Genomic DNA, 22,944 nt, shown 5'->3' with positions numbered 1-22,944 from the left:
CAATCTATTTTATAAGCATCTTTTTTATAGTCTCATAATCCTCCATGTATTCCCAGTATATAATTCTATCGTACGCATATTTTATTAAAATAAACTTTTCGCTAATCGATAGAATTCGACTAACCGCTACTATTTTTTTTGAAGCCTCTTCTACTTCTACTTCTTCTGTAACTTCTCGATTTCGAACATCAAAGCCGTGAAGGATTGTATGATTCTTAAGTGTAAGCTCTATAAATTTCATTATAAATATGATTTTTAATCTTTCAAATTTACCTCATTTTACCTTAACACGCCTTTAAGACTTTAGCGTATTCATTTTATTTACTTTAGGCTTTTCAAAGTCAATCTATTAGAGCGTGTTAAAAATACTCTTCCTTATCATCAGTCTTCTTTACAGTATTTCTGGTATTTCGCAAGAAAATATAACACTTACCTATACAGGTAATATGGGTGTTCTTATATCTGATGATCAATCTTCTGTACTAATTGATGGTTTGCATACAAAATATGGAGACGATTATCTATTTCCTTCGGAGGAGGTAGTACATAAAATCAATACCAAGTTTAAACCTAATGCAATTTTATTCACCCATTATCATGGGGATCATTTTAGTGCTTCATTATCCCGAGAATATTTAGACTTAAACAAAAAAGCTGTCCTTTTAGGAGCCAATCAAATCACTAAGAATTTCTCTAAGTTTAAAAATCGAGTATTTACAATTGCAACAAAAGACTATACTAAACAAACTATAGATATTGGTAAGGTTAAGATTACTGGAGTTAAAATAAATCATGCTGGCAAGAGGCATCTAGCTGTAGAAAATGTAGGTTACATAATCCATATCAACAACAAGAAGTTTCTTCATGTAGGAGATACCAGCTGGCTCGAAGAAATTGATTTATTTAATGAATTACAACTACGTGATGAAAATATCGACATTGCTATCCTTCCATATTGGATGCTTATGCAGGATGATGCTTTAATATTGATCAAAAAATATATCAACCCGAAAAAGGTAATTGCTACCCATATTTCACCAAAAATAAAAAAGAAAGATCTTTTAGATTTAAAAAACAGATATCCCGAGATACATTTTCTCACAACATTAGAACAACAAATACAACTATAATTAATTCACAGCCAAAAAAATGAAAAAACAAATATTTTTACTTTTACTACTAGGTGTGATTTCTACGTTATCCGCTCAGAAATTCACCATGGATCTTATTAAAGATAATACTCCGCGTAATATAGGTCCTGGAGGAATGAGTGGTCGTGTTACTGCTATAGATGTGGTAACTACTAATCCTGATATTATATATGCGGGTACCGCTTCTGGTGGACTCTGGAAATCTACTTCTGGAGGAATCAAATGGGCTCCCATTTTTAATAAAGAAGCAACTGCTTCTATTGGGGCCGTTGCAATCCAACAATCAAATCCATCAGTAATCTGGGTAGGCACAGGAGAAGGAAATCCTAGAAATAGTCTTAATGGCGGATATGGTATCTATAGATCTCTGGATGGCGGTAAAAACTGGAAACTTATGGGGCTAGAGAAAACCCGTCACATACATAAGGTGATCATAGATCCTACTAATCCAGATATTGTTTATGTTGCAGCAATCGGATCTCCCTGGGGTGAACATCCTGAAAGAGGAGTTTTTAAAACTACCGATGGAGGCGCTACCTGGACCAAAATCCTATTCAATAATAATAAAACCGGAGCTGCAGATCTAGTCATGGATCCTACAAATCCGAACAAATTGATAGTTGCCATGTGGGAACATAAACGTGATCCATGGTTTTTTAATTCGGGAGGAGAAGGTTCTGGTCTTTATATTACTCATGATGGAGGAAAAAATTGGGAAGAACGTACTGATAAAGACGGGCTTCCAAAAGGTAATTTAGGTAGAATAGGATTAGCAATAGCTGCTAATAAGCCTAATATTGTTTATGCATTGGTTGAGGCCAAAAAGAATGCGCTATACAAATCTACAGATGGAGGATTTAAATGGAAAAAAATTAATGATAAAAAAGATATCGGTAATCGCCCTTTTTATTACTCTGATATATTTGTAGACCCGCAAAATGAGAATAGAGTATATTCTGTATTTACCTATGTAAATGTTTCTGAAGATGGTGGTAAAAACTTTACTCAATTAATGCCTGCTTATGGTGTTGATAATGGTGTACACCCAGATCATCATGCATGGTGGATTCATCCTAATGATGGTAGTTATATGATTGATGGTAATGATGGCGGACTAAACATCACGCGAGATGGAGGTAAATCATGGCGTTTTATAGGAAATCTTCCTGTCGCACAATTTTATCATATTAATGTGGATAATGAATTTCCCTATAATGTATATGGAGGTATGCAGGATAATGGTAGCTGGAGAGGCCCTGCTTATGTATGGAAAGCCCAAGGAATCAGAAACTCATACTGGCAGGAAATATCATTTGGTGATGGATTCGATGTTGTACCGGATAAAGATGACTCACGATATGGATGGACCATGAGTCAGCAAGGATATGTAAGCCGATATGATTGGATGACGGGTAACAACTATACTGTACGCCCTACTCACCCGGATCCAAAAGTAAAATTACGTTTTAACTGGAATGCTGCAATCAATATTGATCCATTTGATAATAATACAATCTATTTCGGAAGTCAGTTTGTACATAAGAGTACAGATAAAGGACTTACCTGGAAAGTGATATCTCCAGATCTTTCGACAAACAATCCCGAGAAGTTAAAACAAGCAGAAAGCGGTGGATTAACGATGGACGCTACAGGTGCAGAAAATCATTGTACAGTTTTGGTTGTTGAACCATCGCCACTAGAGCAAAATATGCTTTGGGCAAGTACCGATGACGGTCGAGTACATATCACTCAAAACGGAGGAACAAATTGGACCGATGTATCTAATAATATAAAAGAATTGCCAAAAGGAAGTTGGATTGTGCAAATCAAAGCCTCAAACAAAAAGAAAGGAGAAGCACTTTTGGTAGCTAATGACTATAGAAGGTTTAACTATACTCCGTATGTATTTAGAACTACGGATTACGGTAAAACATGGAAACGCATTGTTGATCAAGGCGACGTAAAAAGCTATGCCCTTAGTATCGTTGAAGATCCTATAGAAAAAAACCTATTATTTCTAGGTACAGATGATGGGTTATACATCTCTCTTAATGCAGGAAACAGTTGGACAAAATGGACCAAAGGTTTTCCTACGGTATCTGTAAAGGATTTGGTTATACAGCCTAGAGAACATGATCTGGTTATTGGTACTTTTGGTAGAGCTGCCTGGGTATTAGATGATATACGACCATTAAGAGCATTAGCAAAAAACAGTGCCATTTTAAGTCAAAAACTACAGATTTTCGAACCTCCGATAGCATACCAAGCTGCTTACCAACAACCTACTGGTAGTCGTTTTGGAGGAGATGCCCTATATAATGGTGAGAATCGCGACTATGGAGCTCTTATTTCATATTACATTAAAGTAGAAGAAAAGAAAAAAGAAGAACTAAACAAAGAAGAGGATAAAAAAGAAAGTGATGAAGATGAGGCTGATAGTGAGAAAGAAGAAGCTAAAGTGAAATGGGATTCTATTCATCTCAAAATTTATGACGGAGATCGTTTGATTAGAACCTTAAAAGAAAAAACTCCGGATTCTACAGGGTTTCATAAAACAAAATGGTTTATGAATGAAAAAGGTGTAGATCGACCTTCACGAAAAATCCAAAAGCAAGATAGAGAACCTGGTGGTGTTGGTGTAAAACCAGGGAAATATAAACTGGTATTAGAATATGGAGATCAAAAATCTGAAACTATGATCGAGGTCAAATCTGATCCCAGATTGCAAATATCTCAGAAAAATATCAATGAAATTTATGCCGCTTCAAAAAACATGGAAAAAATGAGGCAATCAGCAGCAGATGCTGTAAAACAATTGGTAGAGAGTAAAGATATAGCTTCAAAATACCAGAAAGAGCTTAACAAATTAGATAAAAAGAAATATAAGGATCAGATTAAATTATCTAAAGACATTTCTAAAAAAATCGATAGTGTAATTGCTATCTATCTTGGTAAGGAAGATAAACGTCAAGGAATCACTCGTAATCCAGAAGTAACTGTGATGCAACGTATGGGTACAGCAGGATGGTATACAGGTAGTCGTCAAAACGGATTAACTTCGACAGAGAATACCTTAATAAAACAAGCCAAAGATGCATTACAAGATGCACTGGTAAAGACTAATGAATTCTTTATAAACGATTGGAAACCATATCGCGAAACTATTGAGAAGTTAGATGCCTCTCCTTTTAAAGAAATTAAGAATTTTAGTTTAGAATAATAACAACAAATCAAATACTCATGAAAAAACTACTCACACTTAGTATGGGTTTGCTCCTCTTCTATTCTTGTAAGCAAGAAAAAAAAGAAGAAATAGCTCAGCCTATTAAAATCGACCAGTATTCCATAGAACAATTTATGGATAACGAAAATGCAATTTCAAATGGATTTTCTGCAGATAAATCCAAGGTGCTTATGACTAGCAACCGTTCAGGGATTTATAATATGTATACTGTTGCTACCGATGGTGGCGAACTTATGCCTGTAACCAAATCTGATAGTGCTTCGGTTTTTGGGATATCTTATTTTCCCGAGGATGATAGAATCTTATTCAGAATGGATGGTAATGGTGATGAAATTCATAAAATCTTTATCAAAGACAGCTCTGGTATCAAACGCCTGACTCCCGAAAAGAATGTAAGAGCCTCATTTAGAGGATGGGCCAAAGATGGTAAAAGTTTCTTTTATGGTACTAACGAACGAGATCCAAAATATATGGATCACTATGAGATGGATATTGCTGATTTTACATCTAAGTTGATTTATCAAAATACCGATGGGATGGATTTTGGCGGAATGTCTGAAGATAGAAAGTATATAGCACTATCTAAGTCTATCAATACTAATGATAATGATCTTTATCTATTGAATACCGAAACCAAAGAAAAAGTTAAGATTAATGATAACTTAAGTGGAAACTCACCAGAGGATTTTTCTCCAGATGGTAAATCATTCTATTATACTACCGATGATAATGCAGAATTTAGTTACCTAATGAAGTATAATCTTGAAGATGGTAGTAAAGAAAAGGTTTTAGAAAAAAACTGGGATATTTCTGGTTTTTATTTTACCCGAAACGGAAAATACCAGGTAATGTTTACCAATGAAGATGCTAAGACGGTTATGGAGGTAAAAGAAGTAGCCACAGGTACTATTGTTGATTTCCCTTCTATTGAAAATCAACAAATTAATAGGGCACGTTTTTCGAGAGATGAATCTATGGCTTTACTTAGCGTTGGAGGGTCAAATACGCCTACCAATTCATACTCTTATGATCTTGCAACCAAAAAATACCATAAGCTAACAGATGTTTTAAATAAAGATATCAATGCAGATCATCTTGTTACTTCAGAAGTAGTTCGTTATAAATCTTTTGATGGGTTAGATATTCCTGCTATATATTATAAACCCAAACAAGCTACTGTAGATCATAAAGTTCCTGCACTGGTATGGGTTCATGGTGGTCCCGGAGGACAATCCAGACAAGGGTTTAGTTCTGTAATTCAATACCTGGTAAATCATGGATATGCTGTACTGGCTGTAAACAACAGAGGAAGTAGTGGATATGGAAAAACTTTTTACAAAATGGATGATCAAAATCATGGAGATAAAGATCTAAAGGATTGTGTTGCTGGAAAAGACTGGCTGGCAAAACAAGATATCGTAGACGCTGATAAAATAGGAATCATTGGTGGCTCTTATGGAGGATATATGACTATGGCAGCACTCACCTATACTCCAGAAGAGTTTAAGGTTGGAGTAAACATTTTTGGAGTTACAAATTGGTTAAGAACACTAAAAAGTATTCCGCCATGGTGGGAATCTTTTAAAGAAGCGTTGTATACAGAAATGGGAGATCCAAATACTGCTGATTCTGTTCGCTTACGACAAATTTCTCCTCTTTTTCATACCGAAAAAGTCACAAAACCATTGATTGTACTTCAAGGAGCCAAAGATCCCAGAGTTTTAAAAGTAGAATCCGATGAAATTGTAGAAGGAGTTAAGAAAAGTGGTGTTCCTGTAGAATATGTATTATTTGAAGATGAAGGACATGGATTTGTAAAAAAAGAAAATCAAATCGAAGCCTATGGTAGAATTTTGAAATTCTTAGATAAATATTTAAAAAGTGCAGGTACCGAAATGATTAATGACGGTAAAACTGAATCTACTAAGATTGATTCGGAGTCCTAAAAAAAGATTTTAAATTTTCCATAGAAAAATAAAAAAGGCTGCCCGTATAGGCAGCCTTTAATTAGGGTCAATTTTTATTATTATTTATAAATTATTTTACAAAAATCTTTTGAGTAAGCGTTCTACTACTAGTAGTAACTTGTACAAAATAGATACCGGTAGATAACTTACTAATATCTACTGTTTTTCTCACTACATTTCCTCCCGGAGGTGTTTTAAGATTTATGACCTCTAATGTTCTTCCGTTCATATCTTTGATACTGATTTGAGAAGAAGAAGATTTCGCATTACTAATTTCTAGGTTTAAAAGATCTTTTGCTGGATTAGGGAATGCCTTAAATTGCAACCCTCCTGCTGGTCCATCTCCTTTGAAAGCAGTACCAAATGCTCCTCCACAGGTGCCTAAATTAGTCCATCCTGTAGCAGTTCTTTCATACAAAGATCCGTTATACGTTACACGGTCACCCACATTATATACAGTACCAGAAGAATATGGTGCTACTCCTGCACATGGATCGGTTGTTGTAGTACATGGTCCTAAATTAGTCCATCCTGTAGCTGTTCTTTCATACAAAGATCCATTATAGGTTACTCTATCTCCTACATTATAAACTGTACCAGAAGACCAAGGTGCTACACCATCACAGTTACCGCCACCACTACTACAATTTCCTGAAGAATTATAGGTCGTTTGACCACAAGCAATAGTAAAGTTATCTACTACATCTCCCGAAGCTTTTTTGGCTTGCCATGCGCTTCCTATAGTAGTATTTGCATTATACGAGCCTCCTGCATTGGCAGATCCCTGTAAAGAATTGTTCTGGAAATACTCTAAAGTACAATCTGTATTATTAGTAAATGTAACAGCTGCTGCATCTCCTGTATTACATCCGCCACCGTCACAAGTCTGTAAACAACTTGATCCTGCAATATAATTACGGATCACATTAGCGGGTTGCGAACCAAATCCTTTGTTGAAATTTACTCCAACACTAGTATTAGGGCAATAGCTCATAATGGTTCCTCCTCCCGAAGGGTTTCCTGGTATCGAGCAACTTCCTTCTGTAAAACCTGCACAACCATCTATTGCGGTATTATTACCATTCCATACACATGCATGTGTATGTCGTGATCCTACATTATGTCCTGTCTCATGAGATATTAAGAATACATCAAAAGAATAGGTAGGTATATTTTGATAGCTACCTTTGATACCAGAAACTGCAGCTTTTCTTGATGAGTTACACAGTGTTCCGATTCCTCCTGCTAGTCCGCCTCCAAAACTATAATTCACCATATGTGCTAAATCTCCATTAATACCGTTTTGATTTTTATAGCTGATATAGCTATCAAGACTATTGTTGGTAAATGGTTGATTAGAAGTCCAAGCTTTGGTACCCGATAATTTAATAGATATCTGATCATTGGCATATAGCGCAGCTACTTGATTAAATACAGCTTCGATATAATTAGAAGCTGCCTGAGCTCCTCCCTTATCACTTACAATATCTGTACATATATCAAAGAATATTTTCACACACTTTGCAGCTGCTTTACTTTGTGGGTTATCAGCCAATTCTTCAATAGTGTATCCTCCTTTTTCTATATCGTCCTCTACCTGGCAGGAATAATCATATAAATAACTAATTTCCTTATCCTTATAGAGGATATGACTCTTACTATTATTTACAGGTCCTACTACCATATTACCGTCCTGACCATCGATACTAATAAAACCAGATACTTTATCTTCATAAAAACTAATAGCCACCAGAGAGTTAATCTGGCCTTTTACTACACCTCTGTAGTGTGCTATGTTATCACGAGAAAGCACCTTCCCCGAAGGCATATCTATAGCCGAGAAATCGTCTGTTCTAATGCTCACTTTAACAAGGTCTAGTGACATTGCTGATTTCTGCCCCGGAATACTTAAGTTCATCGTACTCGGGAAATTGCCTTGTAAAGACTTCATTTTACTTTGATCTAAAGAAAGTAACACATAATCCTTAAGTTCTTTCGGAATTTGTAAATTACTTTTTTTAGTAATTGCGGTAAAAAGTTCGGTGTTTTCAAAATTTGAGCCCGAGGACTTTTGCTGGGCTACTAGTTCACTGGGTATTTGTGGTTGAGTTTGCGCAAAGCTCATTACCGTAAAAAAGGCAATGGCGATTGTTAATATACGTTTCATTTTTTTGGTTTTAAGATTTGAATCTTTAATTGATAATGGCTGACCCCGAACCACTATTATAAAAACTCAAAACAGTTTGTGTATCATAAAGTTACAAACTTAACACGTACCCAAAAAGGTTACTAAGCATTATTTGCAAATTGTACTAATTATTATAATTTATACCTTCTTTGTGTATGGTAAACCCTTTGCGAAGCTTGTTATTTTTTGTGATGTAGTAATTTATTGACATCATAATACTCCCAATCTGCTCTATCTTTAATAAGGTCAACCAGGATATCTTTATGCCCAGCACCATAAATGACCAAAACTCTATCTGTTGGTTCAACAATTCTGTTAAGGTTAGTGAAGATCTTTAAATTTCTATAATACCATTTTGAAACCACATCGGTACCTATATAATTACCCTCCTTGCCAAAAGAGACCAGATGCTTCAGATAAAACGTTTGATTGTAATTTTTATCAAATTCATCAGAATTGGCAAACTTTATAATATCTAAAACAGAGCCTTCGGATATGGATTTCATATCATTTTGCATACTACTAATCAACTCTTTAAACTCTGCTAATTGTACATCCTGATTATTTTGTTCTGCGTAAGCATAAACAGGGGCTGTATCAAATTCTGTATGTGCATCTATGGGGTATAGTTTATCATGTCCCATTTGTTTTGCCAAAGGGTAAGATACCTGAACAGTTTCGCCAGACATCCTCCATTTATCTTCTTCGTTCATTTCTTTTTCTAGTACATCATTTAGATAATTAGTATAATATGTCTGACTCCACAAAGTATCACCCAATGTTGCTTCGATAGCAATTTTGGTTGGTTTAAACCTGACCACTAAATCAATGAGTTGTTTTAATTCTGCTTGTCTTTTATCAGAATGTATATTCCCTACATCCATATTTACTTCATCTGCTCCCGGGTTATGTAAATGTATCATACCCAAAATACTAATAACTGGTTTTTGATCCTGAGCTTTACAGGATAAACATATAGTGAATACAGTACTTAAAATTAAAATGAGGTTACGCATAATTGTATTATTTTAAAATTATTGAATAGATGTGTTGTAACCAGAGTTCGACATAATAAAATAACTATTCTCTATAGTCCTGCTCAGCTTGCCGAAGTACAATCTTCTAGCCTGTACTGAGCTATATCGAAGTATCAGATCACTCGAATTGACGTCATTTCCTTACGTCGAACTTTGGTTTGTATTAATTTTTATTTGGTGTAACCCTTTTATCCAAGGGTAGGATGAGTTGATAATCATATCCATCAATCAGGCTCTTAATCTTATGATAATCACCATTTACGGGTAAAGCTATTCGTCTTTCCTGGATATCACTACGTATTGCTTCTAGATCAATGATGGTCCATTGATCCCGTTTTGCCAGGGTCATAAAATCTCGAAGACGTTTATAGTAAGAAGCGTATTTTTCTAAGTAATCTTGTTCTTCTCCTTTTTCGTTACTATAATAACGGTGCCATGTATTTATGATAGTAGCTTTGCTGCCTTGCTCTTTAGCAAGTTGAGTAACTAAATCTCCCAGGTCATAACAACCATTAGTTAAAATTTTTGAGGCATGTAGATTTCCAAATTTTAGAAACACTTTAGGATTTAATTCTGTTTGTAATGCTTCTTTATAATTCGTTAAAAAGTTATTACGCATATAGCTTATTCGATCTGCATGTGAATCTTCTCGCCAACGCGTATAAATATCCCAGCTAATTTCTAAATCTTCAACTATCTTTTTGGTATTTTCGTTTCCACGAAAGTGGCTTAAATACTGCTGTACAACAGGCTCTTTTTGGATTTCGTCAAAAAGCCTAATTTTAGAATCTGGTATATTATCTTTTACATACCAGGAGGCAATTATTTTTGATGCTTGTTCTTTTTCTGATTTGATGGTTTCATAGTCTGGACTATCGGTAACAAAAGTGAGTAGTTCATCCATAAAAAATAATGTAGACGAGTAGTATTCTTGATCAAGTCCCCAGATATTCATATCACGTTCTCGGATAGCCTGAAGGAAATAGGCATCCTCAAGACCATCAAAGAAAGGAATCGGAATCTCATGATCTTCTTCGAGAGCATATTGTGTAGTAAACTGTTTGAGATTCTCTACTGTCGTTGATGGTGGCGTACTAAGTGCTACCAGTTTTTTTGCCGAGTAAGGGCCTACTTCAAAAGCAGTGTGATTAAATCCTGCTTTATGTAACATGGGGATGAGTCTTGTAATCAATTGCGAAGTGGCTTTTGAGCCATGGCGTTCACCAAACATCACAAACTGTGATTTAGAAATAATACGTTCCAGCATTGCACGGCCTTCTCCAACAATAGCCGTATCTGTAATTGTAAAATATCTAGTTTTTGTGGCGATATACGATGCATCTATAATAGGTGCCGGATTCGTTTTCTCAACTTTGACCGCAACACTATCCATGGGTTTCTCTTTACAAGAAAAGAATAGGACTATGATACTAAGTGTGATAAATGATTTCATTATTATTCGATTTTAAAACAAATTAAAACGATACCGGTATAACAAATAGCAGATTTACACCTATCCCGATATTTACCGGACAAAAGGCAGATAAAAGAACTATTTGATATTTGGTTGTACAGTTTACCGAGTTTGTATAAAGAAAAAGAGCATTGTAACCAGAAACGTATAAATTGAATATTCAAAATACTATTTTTGAATTATGATCGTATTTAAATACCGTTGGAGATATCACATACTGCTTGGCATATTAATTATTATAATGGATTTATATGGAGATTATATCTACAAGCAAAAAAGTAGTTGGGCAGAATATTTTGATTACCCTATATACTTGTTTGGAATAACAATGTATATCACTTTCTTTAGTATTTATGTGATTAATTATAAGGTATTATGCCCACTGATGCTTTCGCGAAAGCGTATTATGCAATATATCATTGGTGTAATCATATTGGTGTTTTTATTTGCAGGTATCCGTTATCTTCTTGAAGAAGTACTACTATATTCTATTACTGGGTTGCATAATTATGGAGATAACTTTCGCCATTTTGGGTACTATGTATTTGATAACTCATACTATGCTTCAAAATGCTTGTTGTTTAGTACCGCCATATATCTTTTCTTTCGATTTGTAGATCATAAAGAAGCGATTCATCAATTAAAAATTGAAAATAAAAAAGCAGAGTTAAGCTTGCTTAAATCACAATTAGGACCTCATTTCCTTTTTAATACACTTAACAGTTTTTACTCAGAATTACTTATAGAGAGTCAGCCTAAAATCGCGGCAGACATTCATAGGCTTTCGGATTTGTTACGATTTGTGACTTATGAAACCCAACAGGATAAAATACTACTAAAAAAGGATCTTAAGTTTATTGCCGATTATATTTACTTTTTTCAAAAACGTTATGAGGATAATCTGGCAGTAGACTACCAGGTAAATGGAAGTGTTACAAATCAGGAGGTGCCCGCCATGCTATTGATTCATTTTATAGAAAATGTGTTTAAACATGGGATCGTTAATGACAAATCTGCTAAGGCAAATATTACAATAACCATCCTTCCAAATGCTATTGAAATCAGCACTAAAAACAAAATTTCTACTTCAGAAAAGTATGTAGAGCAAGGAGTAGGATATTCAAGTATCCAAAAAAGGTTAACCGCTCTTTTTAAAAATGATTTCATACTATACCGTAAAGAAGAAAAACCTTATTTTGAGGCTTATTTAAAAATACCACTATGAATACATCATCATTACGTTGTCTTATTGTAGATGATGAACCGCCAGCAATACGTTTGTTAGAAAATTATGTAGGAAAAGTATCGTTTTTAGAACATATCGCCAGTACTACAAAAGCTCTGGAAGCTCTAAAGTATATCGAAAACGATGCTATTGATTTAGTTTTTTTGGATATTCAGATGCCGGATTTATCCGGTATTCAATTATCAAAAATCATCAAAGATAAAGTACAGATTATTTTTACTACAGCGTATCCACAATTTGCTATAGAAGGATATGATCTAAATGCCGTAGATTATTTATTAAAACCTTTTGAATTCGATCGTTTTTACCAAGCTGTTCTTAAGGTAAAGCAAAAAGAAGAGTTCTCTCCTAATAATGTATCTACAAAAGAATACGTATTTATAAAAACCGATGGTAAAAACAATTATGAAAAAGTATATCTAAATGATATCTTATATATAGAAGGCCTAAAAAATTATGTAGCTATTCATTTATCGAATAATCAAATTATTACATATAGTACCTTAAAACATATAGAAAGCACTCTCCCTTCTACTACCTTTATTAAGGTTCATAAATCATATATTGTTTCAATCAATCACATTATCAAGACAGATTCTTTACATGTTCATATTCACAATAAGACATTACCCATAAGTGATACGTATCGTAAACCTTTTTTTGAAATGATTAGTAAAAGAAAATTATAATCTAATCATTCTTAACCCATAAAATTTATCTTTGTAAATACCGTAGTATAACTCTAAAAAAACAAGGCATACCTATACTATTTAGGGTAAAACTGAGATATCTTTTTTAGAAAGCACACGTAATAAATTAACTATGAAACTATCAAAAAGTGGTAACCCGGCATTATTATTAATAGATATTCAAAAAGGTTTTGAAAACATAGCACATTGGGGTGGAGAACGTAACAATCCTGATGCAGAAACCAATATGGAGAAGCTCCTGGTATTTTGGAGGGCACATCATCTTCCTGTATTTCATATCAAACACTGTTCTACTTCCCCAGCTTCTCCCCTGGCTAAAGGTAATATAGGTAATGAATTTATGGATTTTAATACTCCGCTAGCACATGAACCCGTTATCGAAAAAGATGTGAATAGTGCTTTTATAGGGACCAATCTTAAAGAACAATTAGAACAAAAAAACATAGACACTCTGGTTATTATAGGATTAACCACAGATCATTGTGTATCTACTACGACCAGAATGGCTGGTAATTTTGGATTTAAGACCTATTTGATAGAAGATGCTGTTGCCACTTTTAATAAAGTAGGTGCTAATGGTCAAAACTACGATGCGCAATTAATCCATGATACTGCAATAGCAAGTCTAAAAGATGAATTTGCTACAATTTTATCGACACAAAAACTTTTAGATCAAGTATCTCATACTTAGATCAAAATTGTATCTAAACTTGATCTTGAAAATAAGCATGCCACTAGTAATCTGATCAGCAGATACAGAAAAGGTTTAAGCCATAAAAGATTTATTAATTTAGCTACTCTTATAAAGGAAATGTAATTACTATGGTAACTATTTTTAGTTATTACCTGTAATATAAAAAATCAACTTCGAGAAATAATTGAACTAATGGATGAATCAATTTTGGAACTTCTTAAAAAAGCTGGAGAATTTTCAGAAAAAGAATCTTCACTTCTCAGGCAAGAGCTTCAATATAGGAAACTTGAAAAAGATAGTTTTTTATTAAAAAAAGGCGATACTTGTTCATCAGTTTACTTTGTGATTTCTGGTAGTCTTTATCAATATAATACTGACTCAAACCTCGATAAAAATTTTATTGACCTTTACATTTCTAATGATTGGGTAATAAGCCATAAAAGTTTTACTTCCAGAACACCATCCAAGTATTCGATTCAAGCATTCGAAGACAGTTCTGTCTATGAACTTTCAATAGAATCAATGCACAAATTAATTGGATTATCACAAAGCTTTCTTCAAATGGGTAAAATATTAGAAGAGTCCACATCACGAATCGATTTTTTTGATAACAACAATACGCCTGATGAAAAATATAATCATCTGCTTAAAAGTAAACCTAAGCTTATTCATAAGTTCCCACAAAAAATAATAGCATCTTACTTAAAAATTACACCAGAAACGTTAAGTAGAGTAAGAAAAAGAATTAAGTGATTTATTTCTTGATTTCAATCAAGTGATAATTTTCTTTGAACCTTTGATATTTGTTTTTCATACTAAATATCAATTCAATGAAAAATCATTTTTACAAGAGTACTGGCATCTCACTTATTTCTGGAACACTATTAATTATTATAACAATGGTGTTACATCCAAGTGGTGGTGGTATTGAGCATATTATTAAAATTTCTAAAACAATTATGATTGCTCATTCATTAGCTATATTTAGTTTACCTATTATTTTATTTGGTTTTTACGGACTTACAATTTGTATTTTAGATAAATGGAGACTTTCTATTCTGGCATTTATCATCATCTCATTTGGACTAATTGCTGCAATGCTTGCAGCTTTATTTAACGGGCTCGTTTTACCCTATTTCCTAAATCAATATTCAAATAGATTAGATGACAATTTGGAAATGTTGAAGCCAATTACCAACTTCAGTTTTTCGATTAATATTCCGCTAGATTATATCTTCATTATCGCTTGCTGTATTGCAATACTTATATATTCCGTTATAGTATTAATTGAAGATAAATTCCCGAAATGGATTGGGTTTTTGGGTATTTTCATTACACTCTTCGCAATCATTGGAGGATTAACGGGATTTGTATTTACGAGTCTAACAGGCTTTAGAATTTTCACTTTTAGTATTGCTGCTTGGGTTTTATCTAGCGGTCTACATTTAATAAAACACAAACCTAACAAATGAAATTATTAATATTCGGAGCATCAGGTTCTGGGACAACAACTTTGGGAAAAGAGGTTGAAAGAAGGTCTAATTTTAAGCATTTGGATGTTGACGATTATTACTGGAAAAAAACAAAATTACTTTTTCAAGAAAAAATACCCTTAACCGAACGGAATAAAAAACTAAAAGCAGATTTTAACAAATTTGAGAATGTAATCGTAAGTGGCTCAATGGTAAGTTGGGGAAAAGAATGGGAGATAGCATTTGATTTAGCGGTTTTTATCCGATTGGAAAACAAAGAGAGAATGAAGCGACTAAAAAAACGAGAAACCGAACGCTACGGAGACAAGCTTTTAACAGACGAAAAAATTCAGAGAAATTCAAATGCATTCTTAGAATGGGCAAACCAATATGAAAACTCCAGTTTTAACGGAAGAACATTAAAAATTCACAATAATTGGATTAAATTGCTAGACTGTAAAGTTTTGAGAATAAACGGAGAAGTTGAATTGAAGTACAATGTGGAAAAAGTATTAACTGAAATAAAACTACTAGCAACAACGTAAAAAAAGTTAATGACTTGATAACATTTTGCTCTGCTACGACACATATATTAAACATTAGTAATGATTACCAAAAGATGAAAATACCGAAAATAAAAGGAATAATTGACAGACGAATTCTTATCAACTATCAAGTTGACAAAGAAGTTTTGGAAAACTATTTACCAAAACCATTTAAACCTAAGCTAGTTAATGGAAAAGGTATTGCTGGAATATGTTTAATAAGACTAAAAGAAATTAGACCTAAAGGATTACCAAAACAAATCGGAATTTCTTCTGAAAACGGAGCTCACAGAATTGCGGTTGAATGGACAGAAAACGGAGTATTAAAAGAAGGTGTATATATTCCAAGAAGAGATACCTCTTCGAAACTAAACTCTTTGGCAGGAGGAACTATCTTTCCTGGAATTCATCACATTGCAGAATTTACTGTTAGTGAATCCGACGGAAATTATAATGTGGCGTTTATTAGTGATGACAAAACCTCTTTATCAATTGTAGCAGGAGAAACTAACAACTGGAATAAAGAAAGTGTATTTGAAAACCTGAAATGTGTTTCTGATTTTTTCGAGAATGGTTCAATTGGATATTCTCCAGACAAAAATGACTTTGACGGATTAGAACTCAAAGCGTATAACTGGGAAGTATCTCTATTAGATGTAAAAGAGGTTCGATCGAGTTTTTTTGAGAATGAAAACATTTTCCCAAAAGGTTCTGTGAAATTTGATAATGCACTTTTGATGAAGGATATTGAACACGAATGGATTGGCTTGAAAAAAATAAAAACCACTAACAAAACATAATCTGCTATATGTTAATCCTAAGCCGTAAGTTAAGAAATGAACCAACTATTTAAAAAACCACATCTGATTTTTTTACTTACAATTCCGATAATAATGTTAATTGGATTTTTGAGTAGAGGCGCAGTATTGGATATAAATATTCACGATACTTATTATATAATTGACTATTTTTATTTAGCTACGCTGATTTCTATTCTTTTTGGAATAATAGGACTTGGATATTGGATAATGCAAAAAGTTAATAGAAAACTTTCAAAATGGCTGAATTGGGCTCACATTGTACTCACTTTTGGTGGAGTCATATTAGTGCCTATTTTGAATCAACTTTATCGGAAAGAAATAATAGAATATAAATTCAATAATAATCTCACTTTAGTCATAACAGTAATAATACTTCTCATGATTTTAGGGCAACTCATTTTTCCGATTAATATAATTTATGGACTAATAAAGAATCGCAAAAACCAGTAGCTAACAATAGCTATGATACATTTAAACACACGCAACCTTTTCTTAAAAAAGGAATCTATATAAAAAACGAAAATGGGAAAATACTTTTTACTATCAATTTTTGGAGTATTGCTTTTAAGCTGTTCAAATGATGATGATTCCCAGAAGATTGAATTTATCGGAAAAACTTTTGACTATCTTTTTTTTGAAACCGAACAAGAATGTATAGATGCACAAACTGATCCTAATTTTTTTATAAACTGTCATCAAGAATTAAGTTTTATTGATACTGAAAATGTAGAAATAGTGTTTACCGACATAAAATATTCTTCTAATTATAAAATCGAGAATAATAAAGTAGTGATATACTCATCATCAAACACATTGGGGTTTCAAAATAATATTGTTTTTGAAATCCTAAACAACTCTTCTCTAAAACTCGTAGACAATAATACAATATGGAAACTACGGACAGGAAATTCTATATGGGATTAGAAAAATGTATGCTATCATAGCAGCTGAGTGATATTAGAACCTAGCATTTAACATAGTAATCCTGATAGCGCGGATTTGTAATCCGTGAAACATGCCAAAATATCAAAACAGTCACTTATATGTAATTGTTTTTTGTTAAAATACATTCATAATAACCAGTTATAGATGCGATTGTTTTAAATTTATTTTGAAATTTTAAAAGCACGGATTTAAAGTGCAAATCCGCACTATCGGATAGAAATATTTGTGTGGTGTATACGAAAAATAGTAAAAACACGTACTGAAAAGATATGGAAGTTATTATTACAGTTGTTGGTTTTTTGGGAGCAGGAAAAACCACATTATTAAAACACTTGATGATCGGCTATATTGAAAAAGGTTGGAAACCTTTTATTATTCTTAATGATTATGAAAATGCAAATCTTGATGCCCAACAATTTATCGAGCAAATAGAATCTAAACAAGTCAGGGCACTTAGTGGCAGTTGTATTTGTTGTAGTGGCATAAATGAACTTAGAGATTTTGTCAATAGAATTCCTAAGCGAACTAATGGATAAAATTGATGTTTCACTTATTCCTAAACTCTCCCCATCTAAAAACAATCCTCAAAAGTTTGAACACCTTAAAACTCATTGGTCTTCCTGCTCTACTGATCTACCAAGTTTACCGAATTCAAATTGCATTTATGATATTTGTAATGCACTTCCAAAGAGTATCCTACGTGTAAAAGGCTGTACTCAAATTGGAAATGAAGAAGAGTATACTTATTTTGAACGAACTCCAAATGGTGAAGTACTTATTAGACCGTTTAATGGAGTACCAGTAACAGGATCAAAACTTCTAACTATAGGCCCTGGGAGTGAACCTAAACTACTTGAAAAAGCGATCAAAATGAGCCTATTACAACAGAATAAAAATGAATTTAAACACGCTACAACAAAGTATAAACCCTATTAAAACAGGGTTTATACTTTAAGCCAATAATTATAAACAAAGAAGCTTATATTAAAGATATGTCAAAAATCAAAATAGGAATTATAACAGTTAGCGATAGAGCTAGCGCTGGGGTTTATGAAGATGAGAGTGGAAAAGCAATCATAGATACTCTAAATGAATATTTGAATTCTGAATGGACAGATTTACACGAAATTATTCCAGATGAACAAGATTTGATAGAAAAAACAATCATTGATATGGTTGATAATCAAAATTGCTGTTTAGTAATTACGACAGGAGGTACAGGTCCTTCTAAAAGAGATGTGACACCAGAAGCTACTGAAGCCGTATGTGATCGCATGATGCCTGGATTTGGAGAGCTTATGAGATCAGAATCATTAAAATATGTACCTACTGCTATCCTCTCAAGACAAACTGCCGGCCTAAGAAAATCAAGTTTAATAGTTAATCTTCCTGGAAAACCAAAATCGATAAGAGAGTGTTTGAGTGCCGTTTTTCCAGCTATTCCATATTGTATAGATTTAATGGATGGACCATTTTTAGAATGTAATGAAGATATTATAAAGCCATTTAGACCAAAGAATAAGATAAAAGCCAACAGCTAACACTATGTAAACGCAATGCCTTTTTAGTGTTTTGAGGAAAGATTATGACAACAGACATAAGTGTGTATGGATAATAAATATGATGAAGTGATTCAAAAGTTGACAAAATAAACTGAAGTTAAACCTAAAAAAAATGTCAAAGTATTTACTTAATTGCTTTTTACTTGTATTGCCCTTATTTATATGGAATATAGCTCTTTATAAATATTTACCCAAAGGCTATACATCTAAAAATATTTGGGATGATATTCCATTTTGGCTAAATATAACTGAAAATATTCTAAGAATAATTGTCTTCCTTCTCCCACTATTAATGATACTTTCTTTTCAAACTAAAACTCAAAAAATAGGGTTAGTAGTTTACTTAGGTGCTCTTCTAATTTATTTTTTATCTTGGATTTTACAGATTTACTTTAGTGATAGTTTATGGAGTAGAAGTTTAATAGGATTTATGGCTCCTGCATATACAACCATCTTTATTTTTATTGGAATTGCAATGATTGGTATACAATCAATTATCCCTATTCCAAGGATAAGTTTGATTTATATTTTAGCATCTATACTTTTTGCTTCAATTCATACGTACCATTCATATTTAGCATACATGAATCTACAACAGCATATTTAGAGATTGATTAAATAAGAAGAAAACCTAACAATGCCCCCCGATGGTGTGGATTTGCACCTTAAATCCTGATAGCTCGGATTTGTAATCCGTGAAATATAAGTAATATCAAAACAGTCACTTATAATGTGACTGTTTTTTTTGTTATCGTAAATTATTAATAATTGTTCAGGCCCGAAAAATGAAATTTTATTATATCTACAGAATACAAAGCAACAATGCCAGATGTTGGTTATTAGATTATATTTTATCGTATCCCTTCTATTCTTAATTTTCCTTTAGCATTAGGAATAACATCAAATAGAATCTGTTCTACCTCATTGTTGGTTTCAACACCAAGAATTACTTCATTTTCTTTTACCATGATTTGTACGATCTTTCCTCCTTTAAGGTCTTCATGCAATTGTTTAAACATTGCTATATGTTTCTCTATAGAAAAAGAATTTTTAAAAGTAGGTGTCATTCTATTATCTATAAAAGATTTCCAGGCATTTTGGTCATTTTGATTCATTGTCTTCATAAATTCATCTACTAATTGATCTGCCATTTCTCCGATTATTGTTCCCTTTGATTGTTCACTAACAATAGGGTTGAAATCAGGTTTTAAAAGTATCCCTGCTACCTGAGAAGCAATATTTTCGAATTTGCGTTGTACTGCATTGGTCATCATAATAATAGTAATATCCTCATCGAGATAGCGCCACATATCGGCAAAGAAAATCCCATTACCTCCATTATGAGCAATTAATTCGGTATTGCGAGGTGTAGGAAAAATAGCCCATCCATACCCGTAATATGATCCAGCTCCTTCTCCTTCTTCTATATGTTTACTGTAGTATTTAGATTTTGCTGTAGCATTCAAAATTTTATCTCCCAGCAACGCCCGGTGCCATTTATACATATCTTGTGTTGTAGATAGTACTCCCCCATTTGCTTTTAAGTGCCAATATGGGCCATCAACATCCCATTTTTTATCAGTTGGTTTTCCCCAATGTTTATTTTTGCGATATCCAACCGCTATATCTTTAAATGAAGGTTTTTTATATCCGGTTTGGTCCATTCCAGAAGGTTTCCACAAGTGTTTCATTAAATACTCTTCGTAAGACATTCCCGAAACTTTCTCAATGATAATTCCTAAGAAACTATATCCCACATTAGAGTATGTAAACTTGGTTCCTGGTTCAAATAGTAATTTTCTTTTAAAAGCTTCTTCAATAAATTCTTGAGTAGAAATACGTTCATAATCATCACCTATTCCTGATTGAAATCCAGAAGAATGTGTAAGTAACTGGTGTAATGTGATATCTTTTTTATCAACGGGTATATTAGAGATATATTTAGAGAGTTTGTCTTCTACAGATAGTTTTCCCTGCATTTCTAATCTTAAAATAGCAGCCCCCGTAAATTGTTTGGTAATCGAACCTATATCGAAAACAGTTTCAGAAGTACTTTTGATTTTGTTTTCGCGATTAGAATATCCATATCCCTTTTCCAACAGGATTTTTCCCTTTTGGGCTACCAAAACACTTCCAGAAAACCCTGATTTTTCTAGTTCATTTAGATAGTCTGATAATTTCTCTTTATTGGTTACAGTAGTATTACTAACTACTTGTGTTACTGTTGGTTCTTGTTTACAAGATAGTAGAAGGCTTACCAGTACTATTATTTTAAATACATGTTTCATCTGTTCTTTTTTAATGGTTTTGAGAAACAATATTAAAATGGTTATCAATAGTTTACAACAAAATGTTACCTAGGTAAAAACTAAGTTACCTACTTCAAAATCCAAGGTGTCAAATGTATTCCTACCATAGTCATTTCGTTTTGTACCAAAAATCAAGAGTACAGCACTTTTACAAAAACGATTCAACAATTATCTATACTTTTGAATTGTGAGCATACCACAAATAACTTTACAACGATGGATCGAGGTCTTCCTGAATATTCTATTCTGGATTGCCGCTGTTGCTATTTTACTATTAACCACAGAGGTAGGAATAGTTGAAAATACAGTAGAAGATGTAGATGGAGTTGTTATACAGGAAACCATAGAAATGGGTATTTTTATTCTCCCCAATTTTATAGGAATGATAAGTATTATTCCTTTCTTTTATATCGTCACTTTTTACTTAACTCCAAGATACTATTCGTCTAAAAAGTACCTGGTTTTTTCTAGTTTACTCCTTTTAGGTTTAGCCGATCTTCTGTTAATTGAGTTGGGAGTTGTATATCTTCAGAATACGACGTTTCATACTATGATGATACGATTTTTTATATTTTATAATCTCTTTTTTGTTGTTGTGGCAGTTGTCTATGGAATGATCAGACATCAATTAAAAATGGAAACACATCAACAAACTTTAGAAAAAGAAAAGATAAGCGCCGAATTACAATTGATGCAATCGCAGATCAATCCACACTTTATGTTTAATGCATTAAACAACTTATTAGCGATATCAGAACGTTCAGAAAATGCTGAGACTTCTTCGGGAATCACTAAGTTATCTGATCTACTACGATTCATGATTTATGATACTCAAGCAGAACAAGTATTACTTTCTAAAGAAATTGAATTTATAGAAAACTATATTGCTCTTCAAAAATTAAAATATAGTACCGAAGATCCTTTTGAAATTTCATTTAGTACAGAAACAAATGATGAAGATCCAAAAATTGCGCCTACACTATTAATTCCATTTGTCGAAAATGCTTTTAAACATGGCCTTGATATCCAGTCCGACTCTTTTATTCATATCAAACTTGGGCTTAAAGATAACCTACTATATTTGGAAGTTAAAAACTCAAAACATCACCTTAAAAAGACCGAATTCGAAAAAAAATACTCTGGTATCGGTTTAGAAAATGTAAAAAAACGCCTGCATTTGATCTATCCAAATCAATATAATTTGGATATCAAAGAAGATGAGCATATCTTTTATGTACTATTAAAAATTAATCTTACCACATGATCACCGCTGTAATTATAGACGATGAACCTAACGCTATAGAGTTATTGCAGGGCTATATCAAAAAATTATCTTTTGTAGAATGCATTCATAGCTTTAGAAATCCTATTGAAGCATTAGTGTTTTTAAAAGAGTACGATGTAGATTTAATATTTCTGGATATCAACATGCCTCAATTATCGGGGATTTCTTTTATAAAAACACTAGAAAATCCTCCTAAAATTATATTGACAACAGCGTATTCTGAGTATGCCGTAGAAAGTTATGAATATCAGGTTACTGATTATTTACGCTCTAGTTTATAATTGCTATTATTCG

At 33.0% G+C, this 22,944-nt stretch carries 23 protein-coding genes; 18 read left to right on the top strand and 5 right to left on the bottom strand.

Going from position 1 to position 22,944, the window contains the following annotated elements:
* Positions 1-4: 4 nt before the first annotated feature.
* Positions 5-241: a hypothetical protein gene (locus Z054_RS0115235; protein ID WP_024770913.1), complete on the bottom strand. Its 237-nt coding sequence runs from the start codon at positions 239-241 to the stop codon at positions 5-7.
* A gap of 115 nt (positions 242-356) precedes the next feature.
* Between Z054_RS0115235 and Z054_RS0115230 the strand changes: the two genes are divergently transcribed.
* Genes Z054_RS0115230 through Z054_RS0115220 form a run of 3 tightly spaced genes read left to right on the top strand, consistent with a single transcriptional unit; the run spans position 357 to position 6,341 of the window.
* Positions 357-1,130 carry an MBL fold metallo-hydrolase gene (locus Z054_RS0115230; RefSeq protein WP_024770912.1) on the top strand — a complete coding sequence of 258 codons (774 nt, stop codon included), beginning with the start codon at positions 357-359 and terminating at the stop codon, positions 1,128-1,130.
* Positions 1,131-1,149: 19 nt separating this feature from the next.
* Positions 1,150-4,371: a WD40/YVTN/BNR-like repeat-containing protein gene (locus Z054_RS0115225; RefSeq protein ID WP_024770911.1), complete on the top strand. Its 3,222-nt coding sequence runs from the start codon at positions 1,150-1,152 to the stop codon at positions 4,369-4,371.
* Between the two features lie 20 nt (positions 4,372-4,391).
* Positions 4,392-6,341 carry a S9 family peptidase gene (locus Z054_RS0115220; protein ID WP_024770910.1) on the top strand — a complete coding sequence of 650 codons (1,950 nt, stop codon included), beginning with the start codon at positions 4,392-4,394 and terminating at the stop codon, positions 6,339-6,341.
* Positions 6,342-6,432: 91 nt separating this feature from the next.
* Here the strand turns inward: Z054_RS0115220 and Z054_RS30305 are convergent, their stop codons facing one another.
* From Z054_RS30305 to Z054_RS0115205, 3 genes are all read right to left on the bottom strand, one after another.
* Entirely contained in the window at positions 6,433-8,529 is a 2,097-nt protein-coding gene (locus Z054_RS30305) for a carbohydrate-binding protein (protein WP_152538572.1), read from the bottom strand.
* A 200-nt stretch (positions 8,530-8,729) separates the two neighbouring features.
* The gene (locus Z054_RS0115210; RefSeq protein ID WP_024770908.1) at positions 8,730-9,566 is read right to left on the bottom strand and encodes a DUF5694 domain-containing protein; all 837 of its coding nucleotides are present in this window, start codon (positions 9,564-9,566) and stop codon (positions 8,730-8,732) included.
* A 184-nt stretch (positions 9,567-9,750) separates the two neighbouring features.
* Positions 9,751-11,040 carry a hypothetical protein gene (locus Z054_RS0115205; protein WP_152538571.1) on the bottom strand — a complete coding sequence of 430 codons (1,290 nt, stop codon included), beginning with the start codon at positions 11,038-11,040 and terminating at the stop codon, positions 9,751-9,753.
* Between the two features lie 202 nt (positions 11,041-11,242).
* Between Z054_RS0115205 and Z054_RS0115200 the strand changes: the two genes are divergently transcribed.
* The 13 genes from Z054_RS0115200 (at position 11,243) to Z054_RS0115145 (ending at position 19,663) form a co-directional block, all read left to right on the top strand.
* Positions 11,243-12,286 (top strand): sensor histidine kinase, encoded by a 1,044-nt coding sequence (locus tag Z054_RS0115200; RefSeq protein WP_035092180.1) that lies wholly within the window; start codon positions 11,243-11,245, stop codon positions 12,284-12,286.
* Positions 12,283-12,996 (top strand): LytR/AlgR family response regulator transcription factor, encoded by a 714-nt coding sequence (locus Z054_RS0115195; RefSeq protein WP_024770905.1) that lies wholly within the window; start codon positions 12,283-12,285, stop codon positions 12,994-12,996. Before Z054_RS0115200 ends, Z054_RS0115195 begins: the two co-directional genes overlap by 4 nt.
* A 133-nt stretch (positions 12,997-13,129) precedes the next feature.
* Positions 13,130-13,708, top strand: a complete 579-nt coding sequence (locus tag Z054_RS0115190; protein WP_024770904.1) for a cysteine hydrolase family protein — start codon at positions 13,130-13,132, stop codon at positions 13,706-13,708.
* Positions 13,709-13,903: 195 nt separating this feature from the next.
* Positions 13,904-14,464, top strand: a complete 561-nt coding sequence (locus Z054_RS0115185) for a Crp/Fnr family transcriptional regulator (RefSeq protein ID WP_024770903.1) — start codon at positions 13,904-13,906, stop codon at positions 14,462-14,464.
* Positions 14,465-14,541: 77 nt separating this feature from the next.
* Positions 14,542-15,183, top strand: a complete 642-nt coding sequence (locus Z054_RS0115180) for a hypothetical protein (RefSeq protein ID WP_024770902.1) — start codon at positions 14,542-14,544, stop codon at positions 15,181-15,183.
* On the top strand, positions 15,180-15,728 hold the full coding sequence (locus tag Z054_RS0115175) for an AAA family ATPase (protein WP_024770901.1): 549 nt from the start codon (positions 15,180-15,182) through the stop codon (positions 15,726-15,728). The genes Z054_RS0115180 and Z054_RS0115175 overlap by 4 nt, the downstream gene beginning before the upstream one ends.
* 74 nt (positions 15,729-15,802) lie before the next feature.
* The gene (locus tag Z054_RS0115170) at positions 15,803-16,528 is read left to right on the top strand and encodes a DUF2071 domain-containing protein (protein WP_024770900.1); all 726 of its coding nucleotides are present in this window, start codon (positions 15,803-15,805) and stop codon (positions 16,526-16,528) included.
* 36 nt (positions 16,529-16,564) lie between these two features.
* On the top strand, positions 16,565-16,999 hold the full coding sequence (locus Z054_RS0115165) for a cbb3-type cytochrome c oxidase subunit I (protein WP_024770899.1): 435 nt from the start codon (positions 16,565-16,567) through the stop codon (positions 16,997-16,999).
* Between the two features lie 72 nt (positions 17,000-17,071).
* Complete coding sequence (locus tag Z054_RS0115160) at positions 17,072-17,473, top strand: hypothetical protein (RefSeq protein WP_024770898.1); 402 nt, start codon at positions 17,072-17,074, stop codon at positions 17,471-17,473.
* A 290-nt stretch (positions 17,474-17,763) separates the two neighbouring features.
* Positions 17,764-18,030: a GTP-binding protein gene (locus Z054_RS32475; RefSeq protein WP_051473773.1), complete on the top strand. Its 267-nt coding sequence runs from the start codon at positions 17,764-17,766 to the stop codon at positions 18,028-18,030.
* Positions 18,023-18,430 (top strand): hypothetical protein, encoded by a 408-nt coding sequence (locus tag Z054_RS32470; RefSeq protein ID WP_051473771.1) that lies wholly within the window; start codon positions 18,023-18,025, stop codon positions 18,428-18,430. Before Z054_RS32475 ends, Z054_RS32470 begins: the two co-directional genes overlap by 8 nt.
* Before the next feature lie 56 nt (positions 18,431-18,486).
* Positions 18,487-19,035 (top strand): molybdopterin adenylyltransferase, encoded by a 549-nt coding sequence (gene mog, locus Z054_RS0115150; protein ID WP_024770897.1) that lies wholly within the window; start codon positions 18,487-18,489, stop codon positions 19,033-19,035.
* 133 nt (positions 19,036-19,168) lie between these two features.
* Positions 19,169-19,663: a hypothetical protein gene (locus Z054_RS0115145; RefSeq protein ID WP_024770896.1), complete on the top strand. Its 495-nt coding sequence runs from the start codon at positions 19,169-19,171 to the stop codon at positions 19,661-19,663.
* 244 nt (positions 19,664-19,907) lie between these two features.
* Here the strand turns inward: Z054_RS0115145 and Z054_RS28615 are convergent, their stop codons facing one another.
* Positions 19,908-21,344, bottom strand: coding sequence for a serine hydrolase domain-containing protein (locus Z054_RS28615; RefSeq protein ID WP_152538570.1), 1,437 nt, complete (start codon positions 21,342-21,344; stop codon positions 19,908-19,910).
* A 208-nt stretch (positions 21,345-21,552) separates the two neighbouring features.
* On the opposite strand from Z054_RS28615, the gene Z054_RS30290 reads away from it, so the two are divergent.
* Both Z054_RS30290 and Z054_RS0115130 read left to right on the top strand, forming a co-directional pair.
* Complete coding sequence (locus tag Z054_RS30290) at positions 21,553-22,629, top strand: sensor histidine kinase (RefSeq protein ID WP_024770894.1); 1,077 nt, start codon at positions 21,553-21,555, stop codon at positions 22,627-22,629.
* Positions 22,626-22,931, top strand: coding sequence for a LytR/AlgR family response regulator transcription factor (locus Z054_RS0115130; RefSeq protein WP_024770893.1), 306 nt, complete (start codon positions 22,626-22,628; stop codon positions 22,929-22,931). Before Z054_RS30290 ends, Z054_RS0115130 begins: the two co-directional genes overlap by 4 nt.
* Positions 22,932-22,944: the final 13 nt, after the last annotated feature.

Source organism: Aquimarina macrocephali JAMB N27 (genome assembly GCF_000520995.1).
Taxonomy (GTDB): Bacteria; Bacteroidota; Bacteroidia; order Flavobacteriales; family Flavobacteriaceae; genus Aquimarina; species Aquimarina macrocephali.
The sequence above is the reverse complement of the archived record's forward strand: the minus strand, read 5'-3'. Positions and strand labels throughout refer to the sequence as shown.

What these genes read in the sequence shown, in the direction of transcription:
- Z054_RS0115235 (WP_024770913.1), bottom strand. Translation starts at nt 241, where the DNA reads ATGAAATTTATAGAGCTTACACTTAAGAATCATACAATCCTTCACGGC.
- Z054_RS0115225 (WP_024770911.1), top strand. Translation starts at nt 1,150, where the DNA reads ATGAAAAAACAAATATTTTTACTTTTACTACTAGGTGTGATTTCTACG.
- Z054_RS0115220 (WP_024770910.1), top strand. Translation starts at nt 4,392, where the DNA reads ATGAAAAAACTACTCACACTTAGTATGGGTTTGCTCCTCTTCTATTCT.
- Z054_RS30305 (WP_152538572.1), bottom strand. Translation starts at nt 8,529, where the DNA reads ATGAAACGTATATTAACAATCGCCATTGCCTTTTTTACGGTAATGAGC.
- Z054_RS0115210 (WP_024770908.1), bottom strand. Translation starts at nt 9,566, where the DNA reads ATGCGTAACCTCATTTTAATTTTAAGTACTGTATTCACTATATGTTTA.
- Z054_RS0115205 (WP_152538571.1), bottom strand. Translation starts at nt 11,040, where the DNA reads ATGAAATCATTTATCACACTTAGTATCATAGTCCTATTCTTTTCTTGT.
- Z054_RS0115200 (WP_035092180.1), top strand. Translation starts at nt 11,243, where the DNA reads ATGATCGTATTTAAATACCGTTGGAGATATCACATACTGCTTGGCATA.
- Z054_RS0115195 (WP_024770905.1), top strand. Translation starts at nt 12,283, where the DNA reads ATGAATACATCATCATTACGTTGTCTTATTGTAGATGATGAACCGCCA.
- Z054_RS0115190 (WP_024770904.1), top strand. Translation starts at nt 13,130, where the DNA reads ATGAAACTATCAAAAAGTGGTAACCCGGCATTATTATTAATAGATATT.
- Z054_RS0115185 (WP_024770903.1), top strand. Translation starts at nt 13,904, where the DNA reads ATGGATGAATCAATTTTGGAACTTCTTAAAAAAGCTGGAGAATTTTCA.
- Z054_RS0115180 (WP_024770902.1), top strand. Translation starts at nt 14,542, where the DNA reads ATGAAAAATCATTTTTACAAGAGTACTGGCATCTCACTTATTTCTGGA.
- Z054_RS0115175 (WP_024770901.1), top strand. Translation starts at nt 15,180, where the DNA reads ATGAAATTATTAATATTCGGAGCATCAGGTTCTGGGACAACAACTTTG.
- Z054_RS0115170 (WP_024770900.1), top strand. Translation starts at nt 15,803, where the DNA reads ATGAAAATACCGAAAATAAAAGGAATAATTGACAGACGAATTCTTATC.
- Z054_RS0115165 (WP_024770899.1), top strand. Translation starts at nt 16,565, where the DNA reads ATGAACCAACTATTTAAAAAACCACATCTGATTTTTTTACTTACAATT.
- Z054_RS0115160 (WP_024770898.1), top strand. Translation starts at nt 17,072, where the DNA reads ATGGGAAAATACTTTTTACTATCAATTTTTGGAGTATTGCTTTTAAGC.
- Z054_RS32475 (WP_051473773.1), top strand. Translation starts at nt 17,764, where the DNA reads ATGGAAGTTATTATTACAGTTGTTGGTTTTTTGGGAGCAGGAAAAACC.
- Z054_RS32470 (WP_051473771.1), top strand. Translation starts at nt 18,023, where the DNA reads ATGGATAAAATTGATGTTTCACTTATTCCTAAACTCTCCCCATCTAAA.
- mog (WP_024770897.1), top strand. Translation starts at nt 18,487, where the DNA reads ATGTCAAAAATCAAAATAGGAATTATAACAGTTAGCGATAGAGCTAGC.
- Z054_RS0115145 (WP_024770896.1), top strand. Translation starts at nt 19,169, where the DNA reads ATGTCAAAGTATTTACTTAATTGCTTTTTACTTGTATTGCCCTTATTT.
- Z054_RS28615 (WP_152538570.1), bottom strand. Translation starts at nt 21,344, where the DNA reads ATGAAACATGTATTTAAAATAATAGTACTGGTAAGCCTTCTACTATCT.
- Z054_RS0115130 (WP_024770893.1), top strand. Translation starts at nt 22,626, where the DNA reads ATGATCACCGCTGTAATTATAGACGATGAACCTAACGCTATAGAGTTA.